The organism is Flavobacterium sandaracinum, from assembly GCF_004349135.1.
GTDB lineage: Bacteria > Bacteroidota > Bacteroidia > Flavobacteriales > Flavobacteriaceae > Flavobacterium > Flavobacterium sandaracinum.
The window spans coordinates 16,382-42,969 of record NZ_SMFN01000018.1; the positions used below are offsets into that span (position 1 = coordinate 16,382).

Sequence of the window (26,588 nt, forward strand, 5' to 3'; positions counted from 1 at the left end):
TTTATCTTTTCAAAGTAAAATGGCCTTTTGTTTCTCTTCCATCTTCTAATTTCAAGGTAAACCAATAATCATCTGATGGCAAAGGTGTTCCATTGAAAGTGCCATCCCATCCTTGACTTGAATTAGGAACCCATTGCTTTAAGAGTTTTCCGTATCGGTCAAAAATGTAGAGTATCGATTTTGAATTGAAAGTGTCATTTATTCCTTTAATACTCCAATAATCATTATAACCATCGCTGTTTGGTGTAAAGAATTTTGGCGCTCCTATTACAGAAATAGTTTGACTAACGATACCACAACCGTTTTTGTCATTGATGAAAACCTCGTGAATTCCAGCAGGCACATTATCAAAAAAATTGGAATCTTGCCAGAAATTATTGGGGTCATCCAAGCTGTATTCATAATCTCCAGGTCCAGTTGCATTGATAGTTATGGTATTATTATCTGTTAAATCTACAACATCCACAGAGACTATAGTTGCGATATTTGATGCAGTGACAGCGATGGTTCTAATTCTGCTACAACCCGCATTATTGATTACTTCAACGGTATAATCTCCCACGGTATTTACATCTAATGCTGGGGAATTTGTCCCAACAATTATTCCATCTTTCGTCCAAATATAATCGTAATTACTTGTTGGCGAACCATCTAAAATACCTGCATCCAGCGTTACAAAAAAGCTCGAAAGATTGGAACAAACTAGTTCATTTGAAAGGCCATCCAAATTCAAGTCAATATTTGGAATAGGGTTGACAACAAAATTTAATGTCGTCGATGCCGTGCAAATCGTGTTTAATGGGTTTTGAACATTTACAGTAATATTTTGTGTATTGGTTACAAATGGATTGGGTAATGGACTTGGCAAAAGCATATTGTTTTGATCGTAATATTTGACAATCATTCCAGTTTGTCCGCCAAGAATGGTGGTTTCAAATGATGAGGTATCAAAAGCAAATTGACCATCTTGATTGATTGGATTCGCTTCGTCGTCACAAGTTGTTGTAAGGGCTGAAGGAACAGCATTAGCAATTGGCGAAGCATCTACAATAAATGTTATGGTGGTTTCATCAAAGCATTGTTGAGTTGTATTATTGGTTACAACCGCTTTAATGGTTTGCGAAGTTGATGTGAAATTTGCTGGAAATGGACTTGTAATCGAAACTCCGTTGGCATCTTTCAGAGGATTATTGGCTTGATCGAAATAAGTAACCGTTACATTGGTTTGTCCTTTTAATAAATCAGATTCCAACGAAGAAGTATTGAATGTAAATATTCTATCGTTGTTATCGTCGCATTGTCGAGGAATAACAACTGTATTTGCAACAGGTAAAGCTTCAATACTTAAAGTTAAATACGGGCCTAAACCATAACAAGCATTATCCAAATCACTGTCAATCCGTATCCAAATATCTTGAGAATTAGGGTAGCCAATATTTCTATAATTCGAAATATCTGTAATTACGTTAGTTTCTGCCAAGGCATCCGCTTCGTTCTTGTAGTAATTAATAGTATAAACATCAGAAGTAGGTAATAGTCCTGCTATAATCGCTTTTGTCTTAGAGAAATCAAAAGTGGAAATTCCATCACGATTGTTATTGTTAGTATTATTATTTCCATTAGTGTCTAAAAAATCGTCACAAACCGGAGCAAAGGGAATTTTATAAGTAGGTGGAATATTCGTTGCGGGAACTTTCAAAGTAATTTTGGCAACACTATGACAGCCAGTTATTTTGTTGGTAACTCTTGACCAAACATCCATTACTGTTGGAGTTGTATTTTCAAAAGCCAATTCATTTGAAATCAAATCAGCTGAAACGGCATTATTGGCTCCGTTTAGCGAAGTATAATAAGTAAAGGTTTCATTAATAGAGTTTGCTGAAATTACATTGTTATTTACGGTTAAATTAAATAATGTCCTTCCATCTACAATTAAATCAGTATCACATTGGATAATTTCGACATCTTTTACTATCGGCAATGGATTAATGATTACTGAGATTTCAGATCTCGGTCCTTCACATCCAGTAGCTGTGATGGTTTGACTAATGTAATATTTTGTTGTGCCTACAGTGGCCGTCGACGGAGTAGGACTTGTTGCGCTTGAGGTCCCGCCTGTTGGAGTTGTGTACCAATTAAGAGTACAATTTGCCGAAACGGTTGCTGTTAGAGGAATTGCCACTTCATTTTGACAATAGTCAATATTACTTGTTATTGGAGCCGTCGGTAATGGATTCACAATTACAATGATTTCAGCTCTTGGTCCTTCACAACCTGTAGAAGTTATGGTTTGACTCACATAGTAATTTGTTGAGCCTAAAGTTGTAGTAGAAGGGGTAGGACTTGTTGGGTTAGATGTCCCTCCCGAAGCTGTTGTGTACCAATTTAAAGTGCAATTTGCAGAAGCTGTTGCTGTTAGAGGCACAGCAGTTTCATTAGTACAATAGTTTGCATTACTCACAATTGGTGCAGTAGGTAATGGATTTACAGTTACTATAATTGCAGCCCTAGGACTTTCGCAACCGTTTACTGTGTTTGTTTGACTTACATAATAAGTGGTGGAACCTGCAATTGTTGTAAGGGGTGTAGGACTTGTAGTTGAAGGAACTCCTCCAGTTGGCAAAGTGTACCAATTTAAAAAGCAATCTGTCGAGGCGGTTGCAGCTAAAGGAATAGCTGGTGCATTCAGGCAATATAAAACGGGACTTGTAGAAGATATTGCGATTTGAGGTAAATTAGGCAAAGCTTTAACAGTGGCGATAATTTCAGTTCTTGGACCATTTGGGCAATTTCCATTTGAGGCATCAACATAATAAGAAGTTGTAGTGGTAAGAGTTGGAGTTGTAAATGAATTTCCTGTAAATAGTTTTGTTCCTCCAGTTGGCGTAGCATACCAATCCACGGTACCATCAGTTGCAGTTGATTGAAGAGTAACAACCCCTGATCCGCAAATAGAACTGGGAGTTGTGCTGGTTATTTTAGGAATTGTAACTGTCGTACTTGCTGATATTTGAAGAATTGGATCTCCTGGCATGTCACCATATTCAACTATATAACCTTGGGGATAATAATTAGGGTTTGTAATTGGATCCCCAGTTTCTCTAAGATCGTTCCAGGTACCAGGACGTAAAAGTGCAGGTGCTGTTATATGAGCATAATCTTCGTTGTTGTTAGAGTCATTTGGTTCATTATCAGACGTATTCCAATTAGCATAATTAAAGGGAGGTGTTGTTGTGCCAGTGCCTTTTCCAATCCAGAAAGTAATTCCAGTTCCTCCATTAGCAAGCCCTTCAGGACCTGTTACCCATTTCCAAGTGCCTTCTGTTGCTACGTCACTGCCGCCAATCCATCCAGTTCCTGGTGCTTGAGCTCCTGCTAATTGAGCTTCATCTGCAGCTGTTAATGTTGCTAAATAGCCTTTCAGGCCATAATATATTTTGTTTGCAGCCTCATCTCTTGCTTTTGTCCAATTAATTCCTAAACTCGGAACATATTCATAAAAATGTCCATTTGAAGGCAAGTAATTGGCTGAACCAAAACCTAAATTAATAGAAAAATCTCTAGTTCCAGAGGGAGATATTGACGAATTAGTAAATGTTACATCTTTTATTGCGGTTTCAAAATCTGAATAAGTAACCGGAATTCCTGTTGGACTATATAGTTTTAATTTTCCTTCTAAAGAACTCCAAGATGTGGTAATTGTGGGATGTAAAAGCGGATTAGCTAGTGCTAATAAATCCTGACCAGAAACATATCCTGAAGAGATTTGAATGTAAATAGCATCGGTGCTAGGTTTAGAAGGGTCATTGGTAATAGAAATGGTTTCAACTATTTTTAAAGAAGTTCCTGGGCAATAGGTTTGATTTCCTGTTGCGGTAATTACGGGTGGCGCGATTGTAGCTGTAGTTCTACTGCAATCTTCAGAATAACGGGCGGCGGCATCTTTTTTGGAAGGATCCCAAGAATTTGAAACTGCTTCACTATCTACTTGAATACAGGTTAGATTTGGATTATTAAATGCATTTAAAGCAAATAAATCTCTATTGTTGCCGTTCTTTAAATTTAGACTAGTCAGTTCATTCCAACTACAAAATAGTTGACTCAAAAGGGTGTTTTTGCTAAGATCTAAACTTGTTAATTTATTTTGGAAACAAGACAAGTAGGTCAGCCTGGTGTTTCTTGTAAGATCTAAATTCGTTATGTTGTTACCCCAACAATTTAATAGAGTCAATGAGGTATTGTTAGTTAAATCTAAACTCGATAATTTATTTCGGGAACACTCTAAAGAAGTCAAACTTACAAAATCCTGTATTCCGGTTAAATCAGTGATATTGTTAGCCGAAATGTCTAAGCTAGTAATTCCACTCACATTATCAGTAAGCACTTTTCCATCAATAGCTCCACTATCAATGCCTTTATTAATTAGTGCACTTTCAAAATTTACATCTGGAATCAAAGTATTTTGGGCACAGCAAAAAAAAACAGAGAATAGTGTAATAAGGTGGTATAGTTTTTTCATGAAATGATAGAAAAAAATTGGGAAAAATCGATTTAAAACAAACTTACAAATTCCAGTTCATTTTTTGAAACAAATCCCAAACTACAATTCCTGCACTAACGGATATATTCAAAGAATGTTTGGTGCCTAATTGCGGGATTTCGATAGAACCATCGCACAAGGCAACTGCTTCTTGAGAAACGCCATAGACTTCGTTTCCAAAAACTAAAGCATATTTTTCTCCCTTTTTAACTTCAAAATTTTGTAGAAAAATAGCGCTTTCCACTTGTTCTATGGCAAGTGTGATTACGTTTTCTTTTTTTAATTTTTCGATTACTTCAAGAACATTCTCTTGATGTTCCCAAACAACTGTTTCAGTGGCGCCAAGGGCTGTTTTGTGAATTTCTTTATTAGGAGGAGTAGCGGTAATGCCGCACAAATAAATTTTTTCAATTAAAAAAGCATCAGCAGTTCTAAACACAGAACCAATATTATGCAAGCTGCGGATATCATCTAAAACCAAAATAAGTGGTGTTTTTTCCGATTGTTTAAAAGCTTCAATGGATTTTCGATCCAATTCGCTGTTTTCAAGCTTTCTCATATTTTTTTGGGATTTTTTTGCATAAAAAAGCTCCCGACAAGGAGGGAGCTTTTTTTTATTGTTTTCTAAAATTTAGCTTTTTGCAGCAGGAGCAGCTAAAACATTTCCTTTTATTGTAAGTGTTTTACTAGCAACAACCGCATTAGTTGTTAAAGTCACTGTTTTTGTAAATGCTTGACCCGCTCTTGAAGTATCATATTTTACCCCAATAACACCTTTTGCACCTGGAGCAATTGGCTCTTTTGGATACGTTGGTACAGTACAACCACAAGAACCTTGTGCATTAGTAATGATTAATGGTTTGTTACCGTTATTTGTAAAAACAAATTCACGTCGGCCGTCAGAGTTGTAAGCGACAGTGCCATAATCAATAGTCTCTGTAACAAACACCATTCCAGCTCCATTTACTTTTGCAGTAGCAACTTTTGTATTGGTAGCATTTAATTTTTTAGTAGTCTCTTGTGCGTTAGAAGTCGTAACTCCTAAAGTAACTAGCAAGGCTAGAGCAATTATTTTTTTCATGTGTTTTTAGTTTTATAAATATTCACAAAGCTATGTAAAAATTAGAATTTACGCCTTAATTTTTTCTTAAAAAAATAGTTTAATTTTTTGAAGAGACCTCATTTTTGTTTAAAAATCTATAAATTCGCCTAATTATTTTTTAATTTTTCAAATACAAAACCATTGGCATCTAAAGATAAAGTAGTTAAGGAAACACCGTTAATGAAACAATACAACGAGATAAAAAGGAAGTATCCTGATGCGTGTTTGTTGTTTCGTGTGGGCGATTTTTATGAGACATTTGGTGAAGATGCTGTACGTGCTTCCAAAATTTTAGGAATTGTCTTGACTAAGCGGGGAGCGGGTTCTGAGACGGAAACTGCGCTTGCTGGTTTTCCGCATCATTCTTTGAATACGTATTTGCCAAAATTAGTAAAAGCGGGTCTTCGTGTAGCTATTTGTGATCAGCTTGAAGATCCTAAAATGACTAAAACTATCGTCAAGCGCGGTGTTACTGAACTGGTAACTCCCGGGGTTTCTATGAATGATGAGGTTTTACAATCTAAAACGAATAACTTTTTAGCATCTATTTATTTCGCAAATAAATCTATAGGAATTTCCTTTCTTGATGTTTCCACCGGAGAGTTTTTGACAGCTCAAGGAAACGCGGAATACATTGATAAGCTGTTACAGAATTTCAACCCAAGTGAGGTTTTGATTCCAAAAAACAATAAAAGTGATTTCCGGGAAATTTTCGGTGACGATTACCATTGTTTTTATCTCGAAGATTGGATTTATAAGGAAGATTATGCATTCGAAACCTTAACGAAGCATTTTCAAACCGTTTCTTTAAAAGGATTTGGAATCGAAGAACTCAAAGAAGGAATTATTGCTTCGGGCGCTATTTTGTATTATTTGTCCGAAACGCAACATAATAGAGTGCAGCACATCACAGCGATTCAACGTATTGCCGAAGATGCTTATGTTTGGATGGATCGGTTTACGATTCGAAATTTAGAATTGTATCACAGTTATAATCCAAATGCGGTCACGCTGCTTGATGTTATTGATAAAACGCTTTCGCCAATGGGTGGTCGTTTGCTAAAACGTTGGTTGGCATTGCCGTTAAAAGACAGTCATAAAATTCAAGGTCGGCACCAAGTGGTTTCTTATTTAAAAGAAAATCAAAGCGTTCTGAAAAACATCCAAAATCAAATTAAGCAAATTTCCGATTTAGAGCGGTTGATTTCAAAAATTGCAGCTGGAAAAGTATCGCCTCGCGAAGTGGTATATTTGAAAGAATCCTTAGATGCGATTATTCCAATAAAAACATTGGCTTTGGAAAGTCCGCAAGAAGCCGTAAAAGTAATTGGTGACAGTTTGCATAGTTGCGAATTGTTGCGTGAAAAAATTAAAACGGTTTTGAACCAAGATGCTCCTGTGGCTATTGCCAAAGGGAATGCGATTGCCAAAGGAATCAATGCGGAGTTAGATGAGTTACGGGCAATATCAACTTCTGGAAAAGAATTTTTAGAAGGAATTGAAAAACGAGAATCACAAGCAACTGGAATTTCGTCGTTGAAAATCTCTTTTAATAACGTTTTTGGATATTACATCGAAGTGAGGAATATGCACAAGGACAAAGTTCCCACGGAATGGATTCGGAAACAAACCTTGGTCAATGCAGAACGTTACATTACCGAAGAATTAAAAGAATATGAAACCAAAATCCTCGGTGCCGAAGAAAAAATTCATAAAATAGAAGTAGAATTATTCGAACAATTAGTTAGCTGGATTGCTACGTATATCAAACCGGTTCAAATGAACGCTAATCTTGTGGCACAGTTAGATTGCTTATGCTCTTTCACACAATTGGCTATCGAGAATAAATATGTTTGCCCGGAACTCGATCAAACATTCGAACTGGAAATTAAAAACGGAAGGCATCCTGTTATCGAAAAACAATTGCCTGTTGGAATGCCTTATATTGCCAATGATGTTTTCTTAGATAGAGAAACACAGCAATTGATCATGATTACGGGTCCTAATATGTCCGGAAAGTCGGCTATTTTGCGTCAAACCGCTTTGATTGTGCTGTTATCTCAAATGGGGAGTTTTGTTCCTGCAGAAAGCGTTAGAATGGGAATTGTAGATAAAATATTTACTAGAGTGGGAGCAAGTGATAATATTTCGATGGGTGAATCGACTTTTATGGTCGAAATGAATGAAACAGCTTCCATCTTAAATAATATTTCGGATCGTAGTTTAGTGCTTTTAGATGAAATTGGAAGAGGAACGAGTACGTATGACGGGATTTCTATCGCATGGGCAATTGCAGAGTTTTTGCACGAACATCCTTCTAAGCCTAAAACTTTGTTTGCAACGCATTATCATGAATTGAATGAAATGAGTGAATCATTGCCTAGAATTCAGAATTATAATGTGGCAGTCAAAGAATTGAAAGATACGGTACTTTTTATTCGAAAGTTGGTCAAAGGAGGAAGTGCTCATAGTTTTGGAATACACGTAGCAAAAATGGCCGGAATGCCTCAGATTGTAATTTTGAAAGCACAAAAGCTCTTAAAAAAATTGGAGAAGAATCATTCTAGTGATGCGTTAAACGGGATTAAAGCAGCGCAAGACGACATGCAAATGAGCTTTTTTAATCTGGATGATCCTTTGTTGGAAGAGATCAAAGAAGAGATCTTAAATTTGGACATCAATACCATTACTCCGATGGAAGCACTGATGAAACTCAATGAAATTAAAAGAATGTTGACGCGAAAATAAATTTTTCGGTTTAAAGTTTACGTTATCAGAAGGTTAACTTTTATCTGTAAATTTTTTGCAAAAAAGGCTTGTGTAATTCAATAAATGTCCTAAATTTGCATCCGCAATACAGAACAAGTATCGCGGTTCTTTCTAAGAATTGAAAATGCGAAAATAGCTCAGTTGGTAGAGCGCGACCTTGCCAAGGTCGAGGTCGCGGGTTCGAGCCCCGTTTTTCGCTCCACACCACATAATGCTCGGATGGTGAAATTGGTAGACACGCTGGACTTAAAATCCAGTGAACAGCAATGTTCGTGCGGGTTCAAGTCCCGCTCTGAGTACAAAGCTCCTTCGAAAGAAGGAGCTTTTTTTATGGCTTTTATTCAGCCAAGAAAAGAAATCTTATTAAAAATGCTATTGGGAGTATTGTTGCTTAATTTTTACTAACACGAAATGTTATGGGGGCTTTTGTTATCAGTAAACGATACAACGATGAATATAAATTCGTATTTACCTCTAGAAAGGGAAAAGTTGTTTTTACAAGTTTGAGTTATGAACTCAAGTTTGAGTGTGAAGAAGATATCGAAAGATTTAAAATGAATATGCAATCCGCTAATTTTTTGAAGTTTAAATCTTCTAGTGGGAAGTTTTATTTCAAATTGATGCTTGGAGATACTCATTTTGCAACAAGCAGAAAGTATACTACTTCTTTACGTTTACAAAAGGGAATTGACGAAATCATAAAATATGGTTCTGTATCTGAAATATTAGATTTCTCAGTAAATGATTTTATTTTTATTGATTGAGGTTTTTAATTGAATTGATAAAAAAAAAGAGAGTCTTGGTATATAGTCAAGACTCTCTTTTTTTTGTTCTGTAAAGCTATTTCTTGTTGAGGAAACTGTTACAAATTAAAAAAGCCATCTCGCAGAGCGGATGGCTTTAAAATTTTTAGAATTTGAGTTCTAATTATTTTTTTACTTCTGTAGCAGCATCAGTAGCAACTTCAGCAGCATCAGTAGCAGCAGCAGCAGCAGAATCAACAACTTGTGCAGCAGAATCAACTACCATAGCAGCAGAATCAACTACCATAGCAGCAGAATCAACAGCAGTTGCAGAATCTTCAGCAGGAGCGTCAGCTTTTTTACATGATACAACAGTCAATACAGCAACAGCAGCTAAACTTAAAAATACTTTTTTCATCTTAATTTAATATAAAAGGTTAATTATTAATTCGTGGCAAAGATATAAATTTTTTAATATGTAAAATATTTTTTTATTTTTTTTTTAAAAAATAATATTTTTTGTCAACATACAAACAGATACCAATTATTATGCCAGTTAGTATAAATGGGTCACTACTGTTTGATAGCGTTCGCGAGGCCTTATTTTTTGGCTATTATTTTTGTAAGTTTTTCTTTTTCAAGGGTTTAATTTTCTTTGGGTGGACTAGTTTTAATTCACTGATTAAGTTTTTTGCACCTGCATATTTGTCCATAATGAACAGTACGTAACGGATATCGACCATGATATTTCTGCAAATACTTGGATCGTAATAAATATCACTCATTGTTCCTTCCCAAACTCTGTCAAAATTGAGTCCTATTAAGTTTCCATTAGCGTCAATTGCCGGACTTCCTGAATTACCTCCTGTGGTGTGATTTGTACCAATAAAACATACAGGCATTTTTCCATTTTCGCCGTAAGGACCGTAATCCTTTGTTTTGTATAAATCAATCAATTTGGCAGGAACATCAAATTCATAGTCTCCTGGAATATATTTTTCCATTACGCCGTCTAAATACGTTACTGGAGTATATACTGTAGCGTCTTTAGGCTCGTATCCTTTTACTTTTCCGTAGGTTACACGTAAGGTGCTGTTAGCATCAGGAAAAATACGGCTTTCCGTATTCAATTCTAATTGCGCTTTCATGTACGTGCGTTGCAATGCCGTAATCGTTAAGTTCAGTTCGTCGTATTTTGGCGCAACTTCTTTAGAATATTTGTCGGCTAATTCTTTTACAAGCAAGAAACCTGGATCATTATTTAAATTTGCCATAACAGTACGGGCATCACCTGATAACAATTGTTTCAAACCGGCGTAATTTTTCAGTTGAGATTTGGTATACACTTCCGAAGCTAGATTTTTAGCGTTCACATTGACCAACCCTTTTGGTAAAAATTGCTTTGGGGATTTGGTAGCATACAATTCAATTAATTGTTCAAAAACTTTTTCATCAACAGTTGCATTGAAATTTTTGTAAAAATCAGCCAGTCCAGTAATCAAATTGTTTTTTCTGTCATTGAAAGCTTGCTCTCCTCTGGCATTGTAAACTTGCTCCAGTTGGTATAATCTATATCCAGTACTCAACAATTCAGTATTGCGCAGTACTACTTCTGTAAAATAGTCTCTTGCTACAGCATAAGGCGCAATTTCCGTATAGTTTTTGTCAAAGTCAGACAACAGTGTTCCGTATTCTTTTTCTTTGCCTGCTTTTGCTATTTTTTGCTGAAAGGCTTTTTCAGACTCTTTTTTTACAGCAACTGCATTTGATTTTTGTAAGCCTTGCGTTTCGCCGATCCATTTTTTCCAATAATTGGCAATACTCGCATATTTTGAAGCGTATTGAATCTTAATAGCGTTGTCTTTTCGCATAAAACCATCGGCAACTTTTAAGGCTTTATCTCTGATTTCGATTTTGGCAGGATTCAGTTCGTTTACAATTTGCTCAATGGCAACCGAAGGTAAATATTCGTTTGTTTTTCCTGGGTAACCAAAAACCAATGTGAAATCATCTTCGGCTACGCCATCCAATGATATAGGTAAAAAGTGTTTTGGAGTGTAAGGAACATTCGCTTTTGAATAGGCAGCAGGGTGATTGTTTTTGTCAGCATAAATTCTAAACAATGAAAAATCTCCAGTATGACGTGGCCAAACCCAGTTGTCAGTATCGGAACCAAATTTCCCGATAGATGTAGGTGGAGCACCAACTAGACGAACATCCGTAAAGGTTTCTGTTACAAAAAGCATGTATTGATTGCCTTCGAAAAAGGTACGGATTTTATTTTCCTGCCAATTTTCCTTTGGTAACGAATTACTTAATGCCGAAATGTTTTCCTGAATTTTCTTTTGTTTTGCAGCTTCACTGCTAAGTGCAGCAGTTCCTTCCAGAACGGAAACGGTTACATCTTCTATTTTGACAATGAAAGTTACTGTCAAACCTTCGTTAGGCAATTCATCTTCCATTTTGTAGGCCCAGAATCCATCTGTTAAGTAATCTTTTTCGACAGTAGAGTGGGATTGGATTTGTGAATATCCACAGTGGTGATTGGTTAAAATCAATCCCTTTGGAGAAATAACTTCTGATGTACAACCTCCGTTAAAATGTGGAACCGCATCTTTCATGCTTGACTGATTCACGTCATAAATGTCTTGTACAGACATTTTCATGCCCAGATTTTTCATTTCGGTCTCGTTCATTCCTTTCAGTAGCGAAGGAATCCACATACCGCCTTGTTGGGCTTGTGTCTGCAAGACGAATAATAATAGGAATAGTTTTAAAAATTTCATGTTTATATATTTAGTTTGCAATTTTATCTGGTTTTGTATGCCATTAATTTTCGATTATGTAATTCAAAACCGCTGGCAATATACAATTTTTGTGCGTTTTGATTGTGATTTTCTATCTCTAGATATATTAATTGTAGTGCTAATTTTTTACTTTCCTCTACTACAAATTGTATGGCTTGACTTCCAATTCCTTTGCCTCGAGCATTTTCGTTCAAATACAATTCATCTAAAAAAGCAATTCTTCCTTGGTATTCGAAACTGAATATAAAAGTTAAAATAACATATCCTACAATTTCATTGTCAGAAAAAATGAGCCAAGCTTTTCCCAGATTTTCATTGGAAATAAATTCTTGAAATAAAGCTTTAGAAACTTCAATGTCCATTGGATAATTATCAATGGCATAGAATTCCTGCATCATGGAGACGACGGTTTCTATATCAGAAAGTGTTAGGGTTTTAAATGTAATCATTCAAAATATTTTTTAAAATGATGGCAGTGGCGCCTTCATTCATTTGTACAAAAGTGCTGGATATATGACCTTTCTCCCTTCGGATGTCGTCATTGCGTATTAGGTTTTCAAGCGCTTCATTTAATTCTTTTTGATTGGCAACCGAAACACAGGCTTCTATATTTACCAGCGCGATTGCTTCTGCAAAATGCGAATAGTTGGGTCCAATAAGAATTGGAACGCCAAAAGTTGCCGGTTCCAATACATTGTGAACTCCCGGATTTCCAAAACCGCCCCCCACATATGCAATATCCGCATAACTGTAGATTTTGGTCAAAATGCCGATCGTATCAATGATAAAAACATCGAAATCAGCCAATTGCTTTCCTTCTTTTTCAGAGAACAGAACAGTTTTTTTAGTGATGCTGTTTTTCAATTGTTGAATTTGTTGTTCTTTAATATTATGTGGCGCAAGTATAAATTTGACATGGAAAGTATTTGAATTAATAAAATTCACTAATAAATCTTCATCTTTTGGCCACGAACTTCCTACGACAATTGTTATTGTATTGTCTTTAAAATCAGAAATAAAATCCAGTGAATTGTCTTTTTCTAAAATTGTGGCTACTCGGTCAAATCGGGTATCTCCGGAAACGGCAACATTGGTTTTTCCTAACTGCTGAAGTAGTTTTTTGGAAGTTTCATTTTGCACAAAAAAGTAGGTAAATGTATTTAGTGCCTCTCTGTAAAAGCCACCGTACCATTTGAAAAACAGTTGATTTTTTCTAAGAATTCCTGAAATCAGGTAGGTTTTAGTATTTGATTTTTTGAGCTCGGCTAAATAATTGGGCCAGTATTCGTATTTAATAAAAAACACCAAATCCGGATGAACGAGTTTCAGAAATTGTTGTGCATTTTTCTTGGTGTCCAAGGGCAAATACACGGTAACATCAGCAACAGTATTGTTTTTACGAACTTCATAGCCTGAAGGAGAGAAAAAAGTAACTACTATTTTATGTGAAGGAAATTGCACTTTTATTTTTTCAATCACAGGTAAACCTTGCTCGTATTCTCCCAAAGAAGCGGCATGAAACCAGATTGTTTTGTCATTAGGTTTTATTTTTTGTTCCAAAACTGGAAAAACTACTTTCCGTCCATCTACAAAAAGTTTCATTTTTGGACTGAAAAGCGCCATGATTTTTAGTAGAAAACCAGCAAAATGAACGATTAAGTTATATAATGAAAGCATCATTTAAATTTTTGGGCTAAAATACGTTTTCTTTATTTTAATTTCTTCTGCAGCAATATTTAAATTTTGGATACGAGAACTCTTTTTATTTCATTGGAATATTATCTTTTTTTACTGTTGGTTGCATTGGTTTCAACTCATAAATAACTATTTTTGTTCTTCGTTTTAAGAAAGTATTTACTGTATTTAAAATCGGTAATCTTTCTAACATTAAACATAAATTACAATGAAAAAAATCCAAATGGTTGACTTAAAAAGTCAATATGAAAAAATAAAAGACGTCGTGAACATTTCTATTCAGGAAGTTTTAGACACTAATACTTATATTAATGGACCTCAGGTTCATGAATTTCAAAAATCATTAGAAGCATATTTAGATGTAAAACACGTAATTCCTTGTGCAAATGGAACCGATGCGTTGCAAATTGCGATGATGGGATTGGATTTAAAGCCCGGTGATGAGGTTATAACGGCTGATTTTACTTTTGCTGCGACAGTGGAAGTAATTGCTTTATTGCAACTGACACCCGTTTTAGTCGATGTGGATTTGTACAATATGAATATTTCTATTGAAGGAATCAAAAAAGCAATTACACCAAAAACAAAAGCGATTGTTCCGGTACATTTGTTTGGTCGTGCCGCCAATATGGAAGCAATTATGGCTATCGCCAAAGAATTTAACTTATACGTTATCGAAGATAATGCGCAAGCGATTGGTGCCAACTGTAAATTTTCGGATGGGACTAAAAAGAAAGCGGGAACCATTGGACACGTAGGAGCGACCTCATTTTTTCCTTCCAAAAATCTAGGATGCTACGGCGATGGTGGAGCGATTTTTACGAATGATGATGCTTTGGCGCACAAACTTCGCGGCATTGTAAATCACGGAATGTATGAGCGATACCACCATGATGTTGTAGGTGTAAATTCTCGTTTAGACAGTATTCAGGCCGCAGTTTTGAACGCTAAATTGCCTTTGTTAGATCAATATGGAAGAGCTAGACAAGATGCAGCTAGGAAATATTCGGCTGCTTTTGAAGGACATAAAAATATTGTTGCGCCAAGTATTTGTGATATTTGTGACTGCCACGTTTTTCATCAATATACGTTGCGAATTATAGATGCTAATAGGAATGGTTTGATGCAGCATTTACTAGACAAAGGAATTCCTTGCGCTATTTATTACCCAATTCCGTTGCATTCGCAAAAAGCGTATTTGGATTCCCGTTATAAAGAAGAAGATTTTCCGGTAACTAATCAATTAGTGACGGAAGTACTTTCATTGCCAATGCACACTGAATTAGATGACGAGCAAATTAAGTTTATTACGGATTCCGTTTTAGAATATTTAGGATAATTTTAGTAGAGACGCGATGTATCGCATCTTTTTTATAAATGAAAGAACGCTATACATCGCGTTTGTATAAAAATAGAAATCATGAAAATACTAGTTACAGGAGGTTTGGGTTTTATAGGATCTCATACCGTAGTTGAATTGCAAAACGAAGGATATGAAGTGATAATTGTAGACAATTTATCTAATACTTCCTTGAGTGTTTTGGACGGAATTCAGAATATTACGGGAAAAGTTCCGGCTTTCGAAAAATTAGATTTGCGTGAAAAAGAAAAAGTGCAGGAATTTTTCAAAAGACATCATGATATTTCAGGTGTCATTCATTTTGCAGCTTCGAAAGCAGTGGGAGAAAGTGTTGAAAATCCGTTGTTGTACTATGAAAATAATATCAATGCCTTGGTTTATGTTTTGCAAGAATTGCAGCAAAAACAAGAAGCAAATTTCATCTTCAGCTCGTCATGTACTGTTTATGGTCAAGCCGAAACCATGCCGATTACTGAAAATGCTTCCATTCAAACTGCAATGTCTCCGTATGGAAACACGAAACAAATAGGAGAAGAAATCATCACTGATACAGCTAAAGTTACAAATATCAATGCTATTTTATTACGTTATTTTAATCCAATTGGGGCGCATCCATCCACTGAAATTGGAGAATTACCTATTGGCGTTCCTCAGAATTTAGTGCCGTTTATTACTCAAACCGGTTTTGGATTGCGCAAAGAATTAGCTGTTTATGGAGATGATTACCCAACTCCTGATGGAACTGCGGTTCGCGATTACATTCACGTAGTCGATTTGGCGAAAGCCCATGTAATTGCTTTGCAACGTTTATTGAACAAAAAAAATACCGCTAAAGTAGAAACCTTTAATCTAGGAACCGGAACCGGAAGCTCTGTTTTAGAAGTGATCCATTCCTTCGAAAAAGTGAGTGGTAAAAAATTGCCTTATAAAATTGTAGGACGTAGAGAAGGTGATATAACTTCTGCTTACGCCAATACCGATAAAGCGAATGATGTTTTAGGATGGAAAGCCCAATCTACGCTGGAAGAAGCGATGGCGAGTGCTTGGAAATGGGAACAGAAAATTCGTTCGTAGACATAAACTATAGAGTCTCTCTAGAAAAACATATTTAAAATCCTAAATTATCACAACGATAATTTGGGATTTTTTCGTTTAAGTTATTTGTTGTAAATTCGTTACACAAAGAAATGAATAATGGATACTGAAAAAAAGAAATCTGAAAATACGAAAGCCGAAGAGCCTTCAACAGATTATGAAACTTCAAAAATGAAGTTCAAAGGGATTGATAGAGCTACTTTTGATTTTGACGAAGAAGTGAAAAAAGGGTACACTCCTGAAGACGCTAAAGCGGAATCTATTAGAAGAATTAGAGGATGGTGGGGAAAATAAAAGTTGTTTTCACGCCGCACGTGATTGATTTTTTGGATGACCTAGTTCGTCTTTTGTATAAAAAGGAATATTTTGGGTTTATAGAAACGGCAGAAGAATATGTTTCTAAAATTTATGATTCTGTTCCTGAAAACTTACGATTAAGTACTCACAAACCAACGCCACAAAAGCTCCGCTATTTAGGATCACATTACATTTTCTACAAAGCGAATAGTCGAACCACTTGGTACCTATTCTTTGAAAGACAGGAGTTCGTATTCTTGATTACTGGAATTATAAACAATCATTGCGAAGAGGCTAAAGAATTCTGATTTTTAAATTAAAAATCCTCATAAAAATTCATTTATGAGGATTGTATTTGTTCTCCCTTCGGAAGTTAGGGGGATTAAGCATTCGCAGTAACCGCTTCTTTATCAATTTTTCCAATTAGTCCAGCTAATACTTTTCCTGGACCTACTTCAGTAAATAAAGTAGCACCGTCAGCAATCATTTGTTGTACAGATTGTGTCCATTTTACTGGGGCTGTCAATTGAATAATTAAGTTCTTTTTGATTTCGTTTGGATCTGAAACTGCACTTGCTGTTACATTTTGGTATACCGGACAAATAGGAGTAGAGAATGTAGTCGCTTCAATGGCTGCTGCTAGCTCTTCTCTTGCCGGTTCCATCATTGGAGAGTGAAAAGCACCGCCAACAGGTAACAACAACGCCCGTTTTGCGCCAGCAGCTTTCATTGCTTCACATGCTTTTTCTACTGCTGATGTTTCTCCTGAAATTACTAATTGTCCTGGACAGTTATAATTTGCAGCTACTACAATTCCGTCAATCGAAGCGCAAACTTCCTCCACAATAGTGTCAGCCAATCCTAAAACAGCTGCCATTGTAGATGGTTTTATTTCGCAGGCTTTTTGCATGGCCAAAGCTCTTTGTGAAACTAATTTTAAACCATCTTCAAAAGACAAAGCACCATTAGCTACTAAAGCGGAGAATTCACCTAATGAATGTCCCGCTACCATTTCTGGTTTGAAATCCTCTCCTAAAGTTTTTGCTAAAATCACCGAATGTAAGAAAACGGCTGGTTGCGTCACTTTGGTTTCTTTCAATTCCTCGGCTGTTCCTTCAAACATGATGTCTGTGATGCGGAAACCTAAAATTTCATTGGCTTTCTCGAATAATTCTTTTGCCAGAGCAGAACTTTCATATAATTCTTTACCCATTCCTGTAAATTGTGCGCCTTGGCCTGGAAATACGTATGCTTTCATGTGTCTAATTTAAAGATTGAAAAATGTATTGATTGAAAAACGAGTTTCAATCGGGATGCAAAAATACTATTTTTTACGGTATTTAAAACTATCGTATTACTACCGAAGGAAACATATCGATTTTAAAACAAACATTTAATTCAACAAAAAAATCCACCCCAATAAATGGAGTGGATTAGTACTAAAATCAAAATTCTGAAAACTAAAGAACGAAATATGCATTCTTTAAAGGTTGAATGGGATGTGATTTCACATCATAAGAATAGGATTCCTCGTCAAATTCATCTCTGTATTCGTTTACCATCTGCATAAGATTTTTTTCAACAGTATTTGATATAGCACTTACAGGAGTATCTGTAGGTCTGTTTTCAAATGGATCTAATAAATGAATGGACATTTTTTCGATTAAGAAAAAAACAGCTGCAATAGTGGTCACTAATGGAATTTTAAGCCAGCCATTCACAGCAATTAATCCAAAAGGCAAAAGCATAATAAATAAGCATAATGCAAATCGGATGTATATGCTGTATGTAGTTGGAAAAATTGTGTTTTTTATACGTTCACATTTACCCATTGAATCACACAGTCTTGTAAGTGTGTTGTCAATTTCTACTTGTTGGTAAACGTTTATTTTGTTTTTGTGGAGTGCTTTTCTTAAATCTTTGGCGTGTAGCATTAGGATTGCATTAGGCACATGTTTGTGTTTTTTTACAAATCGTAATTCTTCATCATCTAGTAAATTCAATATTGGCTTTAGTGGGTCTTTTTCTCTCAATGTTTGCCCAAGACTATAGCACCATGCCGCTTGTCTTTTGGCAAATTTTTCTTTGAAATCATTTGCTTGTATGGAGAAATCAGGATCGTTATAAAAAACAATAATTTGGCGCAACAGTGTCCTCGAGTCATTGACAATAGAACCCCAAATTATTCTCGCTTCCCACCAACGGTCGTAAGCCTGATTCGATTTGAATGCCAGAAGTAACGAAATAATAGTACCAATGATTGTAGGAATCGCAATTGGGATATTGACAGATGCCGTTTTGAAAAAATAGTGAAAAGTCTCAAATGCAATACAAAACAAAATCACTAACATTAGTTCCGTTTTTATTTTACCCAGGACATATCTCATGGGAATTTTCTTTTTTAGTAACATATGTTTTGAATTAATAGTTTAAAAACTTTTTAAATTTTAGTAAATTCCTTCATATAAGGAAAGAACGGGTATTCCTAATGCTTCGTGAAATGATGCTTTTTCTTTTTTTAGTAGTTTTAGCTTCTTTGGTTTTCGAGTTTCAATCAAAATGTTGATATTGTTTTTTGCTATTGCGTCAGTTAAAAAGGGTTCAACATCATAGGCTCTTTGTGGGTCATTTATTTTAGTTTCGCTCACAATTTTTAATGAAAAGAGAGTATTCACATAGGCTTGTAAATCTTCTGCATTCAAGATGGAATCGGAGTTTTTAATATAAAGCGCCTGGCTAAACGTTTCTTCTTGAAAGTCGGTGTTTGTATGTAAAATGGGGCATTTGCTGTTAGCAATAATTTGGGCGCAATGCGTATTGATTTTCTTTTGAGAGGATTTGAAAGAAGGGGTCATAATTGTTAGTCCTATGGTGTAATATTCCATTAAATTTCTAATAATAGGAGCAGAAATTCCATATTGATGATGGATTTTTAAACTGTAATTTTTAGATTCCGAAATGATTTCTCGACATAATTGCAAAACAGATTCCTGGGTAGGACTCAATCCCTTGTCGATGTTTCTCAATAAATTAGCAGAAGAATACGTGTCTGGAATATCAGCTATTAGCATCAGAATGAGCTGACACTTGGCGCCATTAGATGATTTTATAGCAGTTTTAACGGCATTGATAGTGTCGCTTTGTAATATAGAAGGGATCAGAATATTTTTCATGTGTAATAAATTAGATTTATTTATACATGCAAAATAACAGTACCCAAATAAAAGAAACCTTAAATTAAAATTAGAATATACTAAGAATTAACATTAGAATTTCTAATGTTTGTTGTTTTAAATGTAATATTAACGATTGTTCCTTTGTCAGGTTCAGATTGTATTTGAAGTTCGCCGTTATGCATCCGAATTATTTTCATAGCAAGTGGAAGTCCCAATCCATAGCCGTTATATTTTGATGCTTTTTTGCCTCGAAAAAAAGGTTCGTAAAGATGCGGAATATCCTCTGCAGGAATACCAATTCCGATGTCAGTAATCGAAATTTTGATAGTGGAATTTTTTATAGAAAGAGTTACAAAAACAGTTTCGTTATCTGAATATTTTACACCATTAGCAATGATATTGTTTAAGGAGAGTTCTAATAACGATTTGTTGCATGGAATTTCAAGCAGCTTGGGATCGTTGGGAATTTCATTGATTTTTAACTTGACTTTGTTATTGGGGTAAATTTTATCAATATCTGATTTTACATCCATAAGAAGTTCATCGATTCTAACGATATCTAATAATTGTTTTTTTCCATCATAACCAGTTTGTGTCATTTTTAGAAGACTTTCAGTGAGGTCCCCCAGCCTTGATGCTTGACTGTGTATGTTTTCTAAGGAGGCAATATAATCTGTTATATTCCTTTCTTTCAAGAGCATTATTTCTGCTTCCGCAATTATAGAAGTAACTGGCGTTTTTAGTTCGTGTGAAGCATTATTGATGAAATTAGCTTGAATTTCGAAGGAGGTTTCCAGTCGATCGAGCATATTGTTAAAGGTTTTTGTCAAATCAGCAATTTCATCTGTTTTTTTAGTTTCGGGAAGTCTATTGTGTAGGTTTGAGGCGCTTATTATTTTCACTTGGGCTGTAATTCTTGCCACAGGATTTATAACTCTACGTGCCAGAAACCTTCCTAGGAAATAGGCCAATACTATAAATCCCAATCCACCAAAAAATAGAATTTGAATGATGTAAATACTACTCACGTCACCCCGACGGTCTTTCGCGGTGATGATCACTATGTATTTTTGATTGGATTCAGTGAATACTTGTGCATAAAAATAGTGATTGTTGTTTTCGATCCAGTGAGAACCATTTACCATTACTTCAGTGTAAAAATCAGCGGGTAGATGAAGATCAGTGTTGTATTCAAAGGTGTTTTTCCCACTGACTTTGAGAACATAATTTTGTTCGTTGATTAATTCTTCAAGCCCATTGGCTTTGAATTCTTTGAAATATTGGGTTTTTAACGGATCATTTTGATAATGAATTGATGCTACAATTTTAGCTCGATCTTGCAATCTTTTCAAAAAATGGTACTGATTGTTTTGCTTGAACAAGAAAAAAACCACCATACTTAGTAAAAGAGTACTGAGTGTCGATAGCGCAACATAGGTAAAGGTGATTTTTTTCTTAATCTGCATTTTTATGATTTCATTACATAACCCAAACCTTTCATGGTGTGAATTAACTTGGTTTCATAGGGTTTGTCTATTTTTTTTCTCAAGTAGTTGATGTAGACATCAATTACATTTGTATTCATGTCAAAATTAATATCCCAAACATTGTCTAAAAGTTGCTCTCGCGATAGTATAGTTTCTGCGTTTTTGGCTAAATAATACAAAAGCTTAAATTCTTTGGCTGTTAAAATAATGGGATCCCCATTTCTGGAGACCGTTTTTGTTTTGGAATTAATTTTTAGATCTGCAATAGTAATAACTTCAGTCGGTTTTTGTAATAAGCCAGCTCTTCTTGAAAGTGCATTTACTCTGGCATCAAGTTCTAGAAATTTAAAGGGTTTTACTAAATAATCATCGGCTCCAGAATTTAGTCCGTTTATTATATTTTCACTACTGCCTAAAGCGGTTAGGAGTAAAATGGGGACGAAATTTTTTGCTGCTCTCAACCGTCTGCAAATTTCAATACCGTTGATGTCAGGTAACATCACATCTAGTAAAACCACATCAAAAGCATGATTAGAGAGTAACTCTAATGCTGTTGTCCCATCAAGTGCAACACTTACATCGTGATTTCTTTCTGAAAACCCTTTACGGATAATTGACGAAAGACTAGGCTCGTCCTCTACTATTAATAACTTCATGAACAGTACTGTTTATACAAATCTAATGATTAAACTTTTATTTTTTTTCGAAAAAATGACTGCTAAACTAATATTAACAAAATCTTATAAATAGTTGAAAGTGATGTTTTATCTTTTTAAAAGGCCTTTAGCCATTCATGTATAGTGTTCATTATTAATTTATTGAAATTTTTTATTGTAACAGATTGTATTTTTTGATTACTAATCAAATATAAATACACAGCCATATGAAAAATATTTTCTCTATTGCATTTTTATTCCTTTTTGGATTTTTACTTTTTTACATCAACCTGCCTGTACTTCATTATGGTTTTACTGGTTTTGCTGTTATTTTTTTACTGTTGGTGATTCTGGGTATTCTATTATCAATAGGGTTTTCCGTTTCGCAGCAAACCAAACAAGTTAAGATTGTTTCCAAGCCAAATAAGTTTTTGTCTATTTTGGCAGGAATACTTTTAGTGTATTGTATTGTGCTTCCTTTTGTAACTAGCCTAAAAATGTTTAGGAGTGATTCCTATCAAGAACTAATAGGCGAGGTCAAAAACGGCCAAAAAATCACCAATCATATTGCTCCAATTTCGATTGATAAAATCCGTGTGGTTGATGAGGAATTAGCCCATCTTTTGGGAGAAAAAGTTTTAGGTTCGCAACCAGCTTTAGGGAGTCAAGTTGAATTAGGTGATTTTTGCATTCAAAAAGTAAACAACAACTTGTATTGGGTAGCACCGCTACTGCATTCGGGTTTTTTTAAGTGGTTTAACAACCAAGAAGGAACAGCTGGCTATGTTATGGTTTCTGCGACTAATGAACGCGATGTAAAATTAGTTCAGAATGTTGGCGGGGCAGCTATTAAGATTAAATACCAACCAGGAGCTTATTTTCAAAGTGATATTCACAGACAGGTTTATTTTAACGGCAATGCTACTGTTGGTTTGGCTGATTTTAGTTTTGAAATTGATGATGCTGGAAAACCGTTTTGGATTGTTACCAAATATGCGAAAAAAATAGGATTTGCAGGAAATGAAGCCATAGGAACTATTGTCGTTGATGCACAATCTGGTACTATGAAAGAGTATGCTATTGCTGCAACTCCAAAATGGGTGGATCGAATCCAGCCCTTAGAATTTATCGAAGATCAATTGAACGATTGGGGTGAATATGTGCACGGATATTGGAATTTTTCTAACGCGGACAAACTTCAAATCACAGAAGGTTTGACCTTAGTTTACGGAAAGAACGATAAATCGTATTGGTATACTGGATTGACTTCGGTAGGGAAAGATGAGTCCGCTGTAGGTTTTGTCCTAGTAGATACCAGAACTAAAGAAACTACTTTTTACAAGCAAGGAGGCGCGACCGAGTTTGCTGCTCAAAGCTCTGCCCAAGGAAAAGTTCAGGAAAAAGGATACAAGGCTTCTTTGCCTATTCCTTATAATATCAATAACATACCAACTTATGTGATGACTCTGAAAGATGATGGTGGATTGGTAAAAATGTTTGCAATGGTAGCCATTTCAGATTATACGATTGTAGGTGTAGGCAATACAATGCGAGAAACATTGACTTCGTTTAAAAACGTATATAATATGTCGGATAATAAAATAAATCCGAATAGTGTTTCCAATAAAAAAATACTGAAATCAGTGGTGACCCGAATCCAGAATGATGTCAAAAATGGGAATAGCTTTTATTATTTCAAGGTGAAAGATTATCCGAATATTTTTGTAGGTTCCTCACAAATATCCAATCAATTGCCAGTAACAATGGTGGGCGATAGTATACAAATTTCCTTTGATTTGGATTTAGAAGAAGTAATAGATGTTTCCAGTTTTGAGAATATCAATCTCAAATCAAGTATGAAATCGAAGTAATTCAAAAGGGCTTAAAGAATTTTCTTTAAGCCCTTTTTTTATTTTTTAGGTAATACTTTAAAGGAGGTGACTTTGAATTTATTGTCAACGACTTTACCAACAACTTCCGCTTTTCTAATAGCGGTGCAAAAACCATCACTGGCATGTGCATCTCCGTGAGAGTCAATAGAACTTCCGTCAACAAAATAGGATTTTCCGTCCACGCGAACCGCTAATTCACAACCATGTCCTTCCATTCCAAATTGGCATTGTCCACAAGATGCTTCAACAATTTGAGGTTTTGGTTCTTCTTTTTTATCTTTAACCTGAGCACTTGCAAGTGTTGCAGAGAATAAAATAGCTAAGTATAGTAATTTTTTCATAAATGTTTCAATTTTTACTTTAGCTAAGATACTGGTTTTTTTACATCGAATAATTTTTAAACATGTAAATCCACAATAATCGGGAAAGACGAATGTTGATAGAAGCCATGGCAAAAATCACCACGGCAATAATTGGTATGATTCGTAAATCAAAATTTTCAGTAAAGAAAAATTGAGCGATAGTAAACGTAGCAATACTTTGCGCCACTGTCAGACCATAATTCACATACATGGCGCCATAAAAATAGCCAGGTTCTTTCTCGAACTTATTGTTGCAATGCGGACAATATTCATTCATTTTTGGAAACCCAATGTGTAAGAAAATATTTTTTTCTTTGAAAACTTTCCCTTGAAGACAGTGAGGGCAATCATTATTCAGTATGTGTACGATAGAATTTGACATCGTTATAATTTTTATCAAAGGTATTTCTTATTCAAGTCCTAGATGTTTTCTATATTCGCTTATTATAGCACAATAAAGACATTTTAGGGAAATGAAAAAATATCCTATTTATAACATTCAGCGATTTAACTGTACTTCAGTGAATAGTGATTTGTACATTAACACCTTCAAGAATCATTTAATTGATCATAGTTTTGTTGAGGAACCGCACCGACATAATTCGTATGTTCTAGTCTTTTTTACCAAAGGTTCGGGAACGCATGAAATTGATTTTGATGTGTTTGCGATTCAGCAGGGAAGTATGTTTTTCCTGCAACCCGGACAAATGCATCATTGGCATTTGTCTGATGATGTAGATGGATTTGTAATTTTCTATTCGCAGGAAATGTATAATCTGTATTTTGGGCAAAAAACCATTGGGGATTATCCGTTTTATTCCTCGGTGGATAATAAGCCAGAAATGATTTTCGATGCAACCGAATCAAAAGCAATTCTCCCTTATTTTGAAAGTCTGATTGCAGAAACGCAATCGGATCAGCTGTTGAATCAAGATAAAATTATGAACTTGTTAGATATTATTCACATTGAAATTGCCCGAAAATATAGTGAAACCCATCTGCACGAAGCACACTCCTACAATGTGAAAATTAAAATGTTTGAAACGGTTTTAGAAAATAATTTTAAGATAGAAAAAGCACCTTCTTTCTATGCATCGCAATTGGCTATAACTTTGAAACATTTGAATAGGATTTGTAATGAAATATTACAAAAAACCACTACCGAAGTAATTACAGACAGAATCATTCTCGAAGCAAAACGCATGTTGATGGATAAAAAGTTTACTGTCAATGAAATTGCTACGCGATTAGGCTTTGATGATTATTCCTATTTTACACGTTTGTTTAAAAAAAATACAGGAATGACTCCGACAAACTTTCGCATTTTTAAAAAGTAATGGGGATCAATGCCGTTTCATTCATACGGTTGCCGAGTGGAGCGCAGTCGAGACTCAACAGTTAGTCTCGACTGCGCTCGACTTGACAATACTATCGCTATTCAATTACGAATGCACGGTAACCAAACTAGCTGCTTTTTTTGCTTTTTCTACCACTTCTTCAATTGGAGTTTCTAAAGTGTCATTGACTAAAGCTACGCCCATTCTTCGGTACGGTCTTGAGGTGGGTTTGCCAAAGATTCTGAAGTCCGTTTTTGGTAAACTTGCTATTTCGGTTATTCCAGTATAACTGGGGTTTGTGGAGTTTTCCGAGGCTAAAATTACAGCACTCGCACCGTTTTTTTCTAATGTAATTTCGAAAATAGGCAAACTAAGAATCGCTCGTAAATGCAACTCAAATTCATTGAAGTTTTGCGTTCCGGCCAAAGTTACCATTCCTGTGTCGTGTGGACGAGGCGATAATTCCGAGAAATAAACGCCATCATCAGCCAAGAAAAATTCAACTCCAAAAAGTCCTGCGCCACCTAAAGCTTCCGTTACTTTTTCAGCCATGTCTTGTGCTTCGTATAAATCCTTATCGGAAATCCTTGCCGGTTGCCAGCTTTCCTGATAATCGCCACGTTCTTGTCGGTGGCCAATTGGCGCGCAAAATAAAGTGGGATTATTATTTTGAACCACGGTCAATAACGTAATCTCCGAATTGAATTTAACAAACGCCTCTACAATGACTTCTACTACATCACCACGGGAGCCTTCTACGGCATAATTCCACGCTTTTTCGATGTCGGCCTCAGTTTTTATGGTGGATTGTCCTTTTCCGGACGAAGACATTAATGGTTTTACCACGCAAGGCATTCCCACGGCTTCAACACCTTTTTGCAATTCCTTGGCGGTTGTTGCATAGCGGTAATTTGCGGTTTTTAATCCTAATTCTTTGGATGCTAAATCCCGAATTGCTTTCCTGTTCATAGTGAAGTTTGCCGCTTTCGCAGAAGGAACTACGGTGATTCCTTGCTTTTCATAGTCATAAAAACGCTCGGTGCGGATGGCTTCAATTTCAGGAACAATGAAATCAGGATTGTGTTTCGCAACGATGCGATCTAAGGCATCTCCGTCGAGCATGTTGATGACTTCAAAACCATGTGCGACTTGCATAGCGGGAGCATTTTCGTAACTGTCAACGGCAATTACGGTTTGGCCGATGCGTTGTGCAGCGATTGTAAATTCTTTTCCTAATTCGCCTGAGCCGAGAAGTAGTATTTTCATTTTT

The 26,588-nt window shown here is 35.5% G+C and carries 23 protein-coding genes and 2 tRNA genes; 10 read left to right on the top strand and 15 right to left on the bottom strand.

The features are described 5' to 3' along the window. Position 1 precedes the first annotated feature (1 nt). From E0F91_RS13550 to E0F91_RS13560, 3 genes are all read right to left on the bottom strand, one after another. The gene (locus tag E0F91_RS13550; RefSeq protein ID WP_132066998.1) at positions 2-4,456 is read right to left on the bottom strand and encodes an Ig-like domain-containing protein; all 4,455 of its coding nucleotides are present in this window, start codon (positions 4,454-4,456) and stop codon (positions 2-4) included. Between the two features lie 106 nt (positions 4,457-4,562). Then, entirely contained in the window at positions 4,563-5,099 is a 537-nt protein-coding gene (locus E0F91_RS13555; protein ID WP_132066999.1) for an RNA methyltransferase, read from the bottom strand. A gap of 72 nt (positions 5,100-5,171) precedes the next feature. After that, the gene (locus E0F91_RS13560) at positions 5,172-5,621 is read right to left on the bottom strand and encodes a DUF1573 domain-containing protein (protein WP_132067000.1); all 450 of its coding nucleotides are present in this window, start codon (positions 5,619-5,621) and stop codon (positions 5,172-5,174) included. Positions 5,622-5,783: 162 nt separating this feature from the next. Here E0F91_RS13560 and mutS point away from each other — a divergent pair, with 162 nt between their 5' ends. The 4 genes from mutS (at position 5,784) to E0F91_RS13580 (ending at position 9,175) form a co-directional block, all read left to right on the top strand. Then, entirely contained in the window at positions 5,784-8,390 is a 2,607-nt protein-coding gene (gene mutS / locus E0F91_RS13565; protein ID WP_165930138.1) for a DNA mismatch repair protein MutS, read from the top strand. A gap of 147 nt (positions 8,391-8,537) precedes the next feature. Then, positions 8,538-8,613: transfer RNA gene (locus E0F91_RS13570), tRNA-Gly, on the top strand. A gap of 11 nt (positions 8,614-8,624) precedes the next feature. Then, positions 8,625-8,710 (top strand) — tRNA-Leu (locus E0F91_RS13575). A 117-nt stretch (positions 8,711-8,827) separates the two neighbouring features. Further along, positions 8,828-9,175 (top strand): DUF1508 domain-containing protein, encoded by a 348-nt coding sequence (locus E0F91_RS13580; protein ID WP_132067001.1) that lies wholly within the window; start codon positions 8,828-8,830, stop codon positions 9,173-9,175. 163 nt (positions 9,176-9,338) lie between these two features. Here E0F91_RS13580 and E0F91_RS13585 read toward each other — a convergent pair whose 3' ends face one another. From E0F91_RS13585 to E0F91_RS13600, 4 genes are all read right to left on the bottom strand, one after another. After that, positions 9,339-9,572: a PG1828 family lipoprotein gene (locus E0F91_RS13585; protein ID WP_073351851.1), complete on the bottom strand. Its 234-nt coding sequence runs from the start codon at positions 9,570-9,572 to the stop codon at positions 9,339-9,341. Between the two features lie 196 nt (positions 9,573-9,768). Further along, on the bottom strand, positions 9,769-11,940 hold the full coding sequence (locus tag E0F91_RS13590) for a S46 family peptidase (protein WP_132067002.1): 2,172 nt from the start codon (positions 11,938-11,940) through the stop codon (positions 9,769-9,771). Positions 11,941-11,963: 23 nt separating this feature from the next. Continuing rightward, positions 11,964-12,410 carry a GNAT family N-acetyltransferase gene (locus E0F91_RS13595; RefSeq protein WP_132067003.1) on the bottom strand — a complete coding sequence of 149 codons (447 nt, stop codon included), beginning with the start codon at positions 12,408-12,410 and terminating at the stop codon, positions 11,964-11,966. Further along, on the bottom strand, positions 12,397-13,638 hold the full coding sequence (locus E0F91_RS13600) for a 3-deoxy-D-manno-octulosonic acid transferase (RefSeq protein WP_132067056.1): 1,242 nt from the start codon (positions 13,636-13,638) through the stop codon (positions 12,397-12,399). The genes E0F91_RS13595 and E0F91_RS13600 overlap by 14 nt, the downstream gene beginning before the upstream one ends. A 226-nt stretch (positions 13,639-13,864) precedes the next feature. Between E0F91_RS13600 and E0F91_RS13605 the strand changes: the two genes are divergently transcribed. The 4 genes from E0F91_RS13605 (at position 13,865) to E0F91_RS13620 (ending at position 16,716) form a co-directional block, all read left to right on the top strand. Further along, on the top strand, positions 13,865-14,995 hold the full coding sequence (locus E0F91_RS13605; protein ID WP_132067004.1) for a DegT/DnrJ/EryC1/StrS family aminotransferase: 1,131 nt from the start codon (positions 13,865-13,867) through the stop codon (positions 14,993-14,995). An 81-nt stretch (positions 14,996-15,076) separates the two neighbouring features. Next, positions 15,077-16,090, top strand: a complete 1,014-nt coding sequence (gene galE, locus E0F91_RS13610; RefSeq protein WP_132067005.1) for a UDP-glucose 4-epimerase GalE — start codon at positions 15,077-15,079, stop codon at positions 16,088-16,090. A gap of 120 nt (positions 16,091-16,210) precedes the next feature. Further along, positions 16,211-16,405, top strand: coding sequence for a hypothetical protein (locus E0F91_RS13615; RefSeq protein ID WP_132067006.1), 195 nt, complete (start codon positions 16,211-16,213; stop codon positions 16,403-16,405). Further along, positions 16,390-16,716, top strand: a complete 327-nt coding sequence (locus tag E0F91_RS13620; protein WP_132067007.1) for a hypothetical protein — start codon at positions 16,390-16,392, stop codon at positions 16,714-16,716. The genes E0F91_RS13615 and E0F91_RS13620 overlap by 16 nt, the downstream gene beginning before the upstream one ends. A gap of 74 nt (positions 16,717-16,790) precedes the next feature. On the opposite strand, the gene fabD is transcribed toward E0F91_RS13620, so the two are convergent. The 5 genes from fabD to E0F91_RS13645 form a co-directional block, all read right to left on the bottom strand. Then, positions 16,791-17,666: an ACP S-malonyltransferase gene (gene fabD / locus E0F91_RS13625; protein WP_132067008.1), complete on the bottom strand. Its 876-nt coding sequence runs from the start codon at positions 17,664-17,666 to the stop codon at positions 16,791-16,793. A gap of 202 nt (positions 17,667-17,868) precedes the next feature. Further along, a complete protein-coding gene (locus E0F91_RS13630) occupies positions 17,869-18,795 on the bottom strand; it encodes a bestrophin family protein (RefSeq protein ID WP_243698908.1) in 927 nt (308 codons plus the stop codon). A gap of 60 nt (positions 18,796-18,855) precedes the next feature. Continuing rightward, positions 18,856-19,581, bottom strand: coding sequence for a hypothetical protein (locus tag E0F91_RS13635; protein ID WP_132067010.1), 726 nt, complete (start codon positions 19,579-19,581; stop codon positions 18,856-18,858). 80 nt (positions 19,582-19,661) lie between these two features. Continuing rightward, positions 19,662-21,050 carry a HAMP domain-containing sensor histidine kinase gene (locus E0F91_RS13640; protein WP_132067011.1) on the bottom strand — a complete coding sequence of 463 codons (1,389 nt, stop codon included), beginning with the start codon at positions 21,048-21,050 and terminating at the stop codon, positions 19,662-19,664. 2 nt (positions 21,051-21,052) lie between these two features. Beyond that, on the bottom strand, positions 21,053-21,727 hold the full coding sequence (locus E0F91_RS13645; protein ID WP_132067012.1) for a response regulator transcription factor: 675 nt from the start codon (positions 21,725-21,727) through the stop codon (positions 21,053-21,055). A gap of 227 nt (positions 21,728-21,954) precedes the next feature. Here E0F91_RS13645 and E0F91_RS13650 point away from each other — a divergent pair, with 227 nt between their 5' ends. Continuing rightward, positions 21,955-23,598, top strand: a complete 1,644-nt coding sequence (locus E0F91_RS13650; RefSeq protein ID WP_132067013.1) for a hypothetical protein — start codon at positions 21,955-21,957, stop codon at positions 23,596-23,598. A 38-nt stretch (positions 23,599-23,636) separates the two neighbouring features. On the opposite strand, the gene E0F91_RS13655 is transcribed toward E0F91_RS13650, so the two are convergent. Then, positions 23,637-23,960: a DUF6370 family protein gene (locus E0F91_RS13655; protein WP_132067014.1), complete on the bottom strand. Its 324-nt coding sequence runs from the start codon at positions 23,958-23,960 to the stop codon at positions 23,637-23,639. Positions 23,961-24,000: 40 nt separating this feature from the next. Next, positions 24,001-24,363: a DUF983 domain-containing protein gene (locus E0F91_RS13660; RefSeq protein ID WP_073351869.1), complete on the bottom strand. Its 363-nt coding sequence runs from the start codon at positions 24,361-24,363 to the stop codon at positions 24,001-24,003. Positions 24,364-24,454: 91 nt separating this feature from the next. Here E0F91_RS13660 and E0F91_RS13665 point away from each other — a divergent pair, with 91 nt between their 5' ends. After that, entirely contained in the window at positions 24,455-25,318 is an 864-nt protein-coding gene (locus tag E0F91_RS13665) for an AraC family transcriptional regulator (protein WP_132067015.1), read from the top strand. Positions 25,319-25,423: 105 nt separating this feature from the next. On the opposite strand, the gene purT is transcribed toward E0F91_RS13665, so the two are convergent. Beyond that, the gene (purT, locus tag E0F91_RS13670; RefSeq protein ID WP_132067016.1) at positions 25,424-26,584 is read right to left on the bottom strand and encodes a formate-dependent phosphoribosylglycinamide formyltransferase; all 1,161 of its coding nucleotides are present in this window, start codon (positions 26,582-26,584) and stop codon (positions 25,424-25,426) included. Positions 26,585-26,588 lie beyond the last annotated feature (4 nt).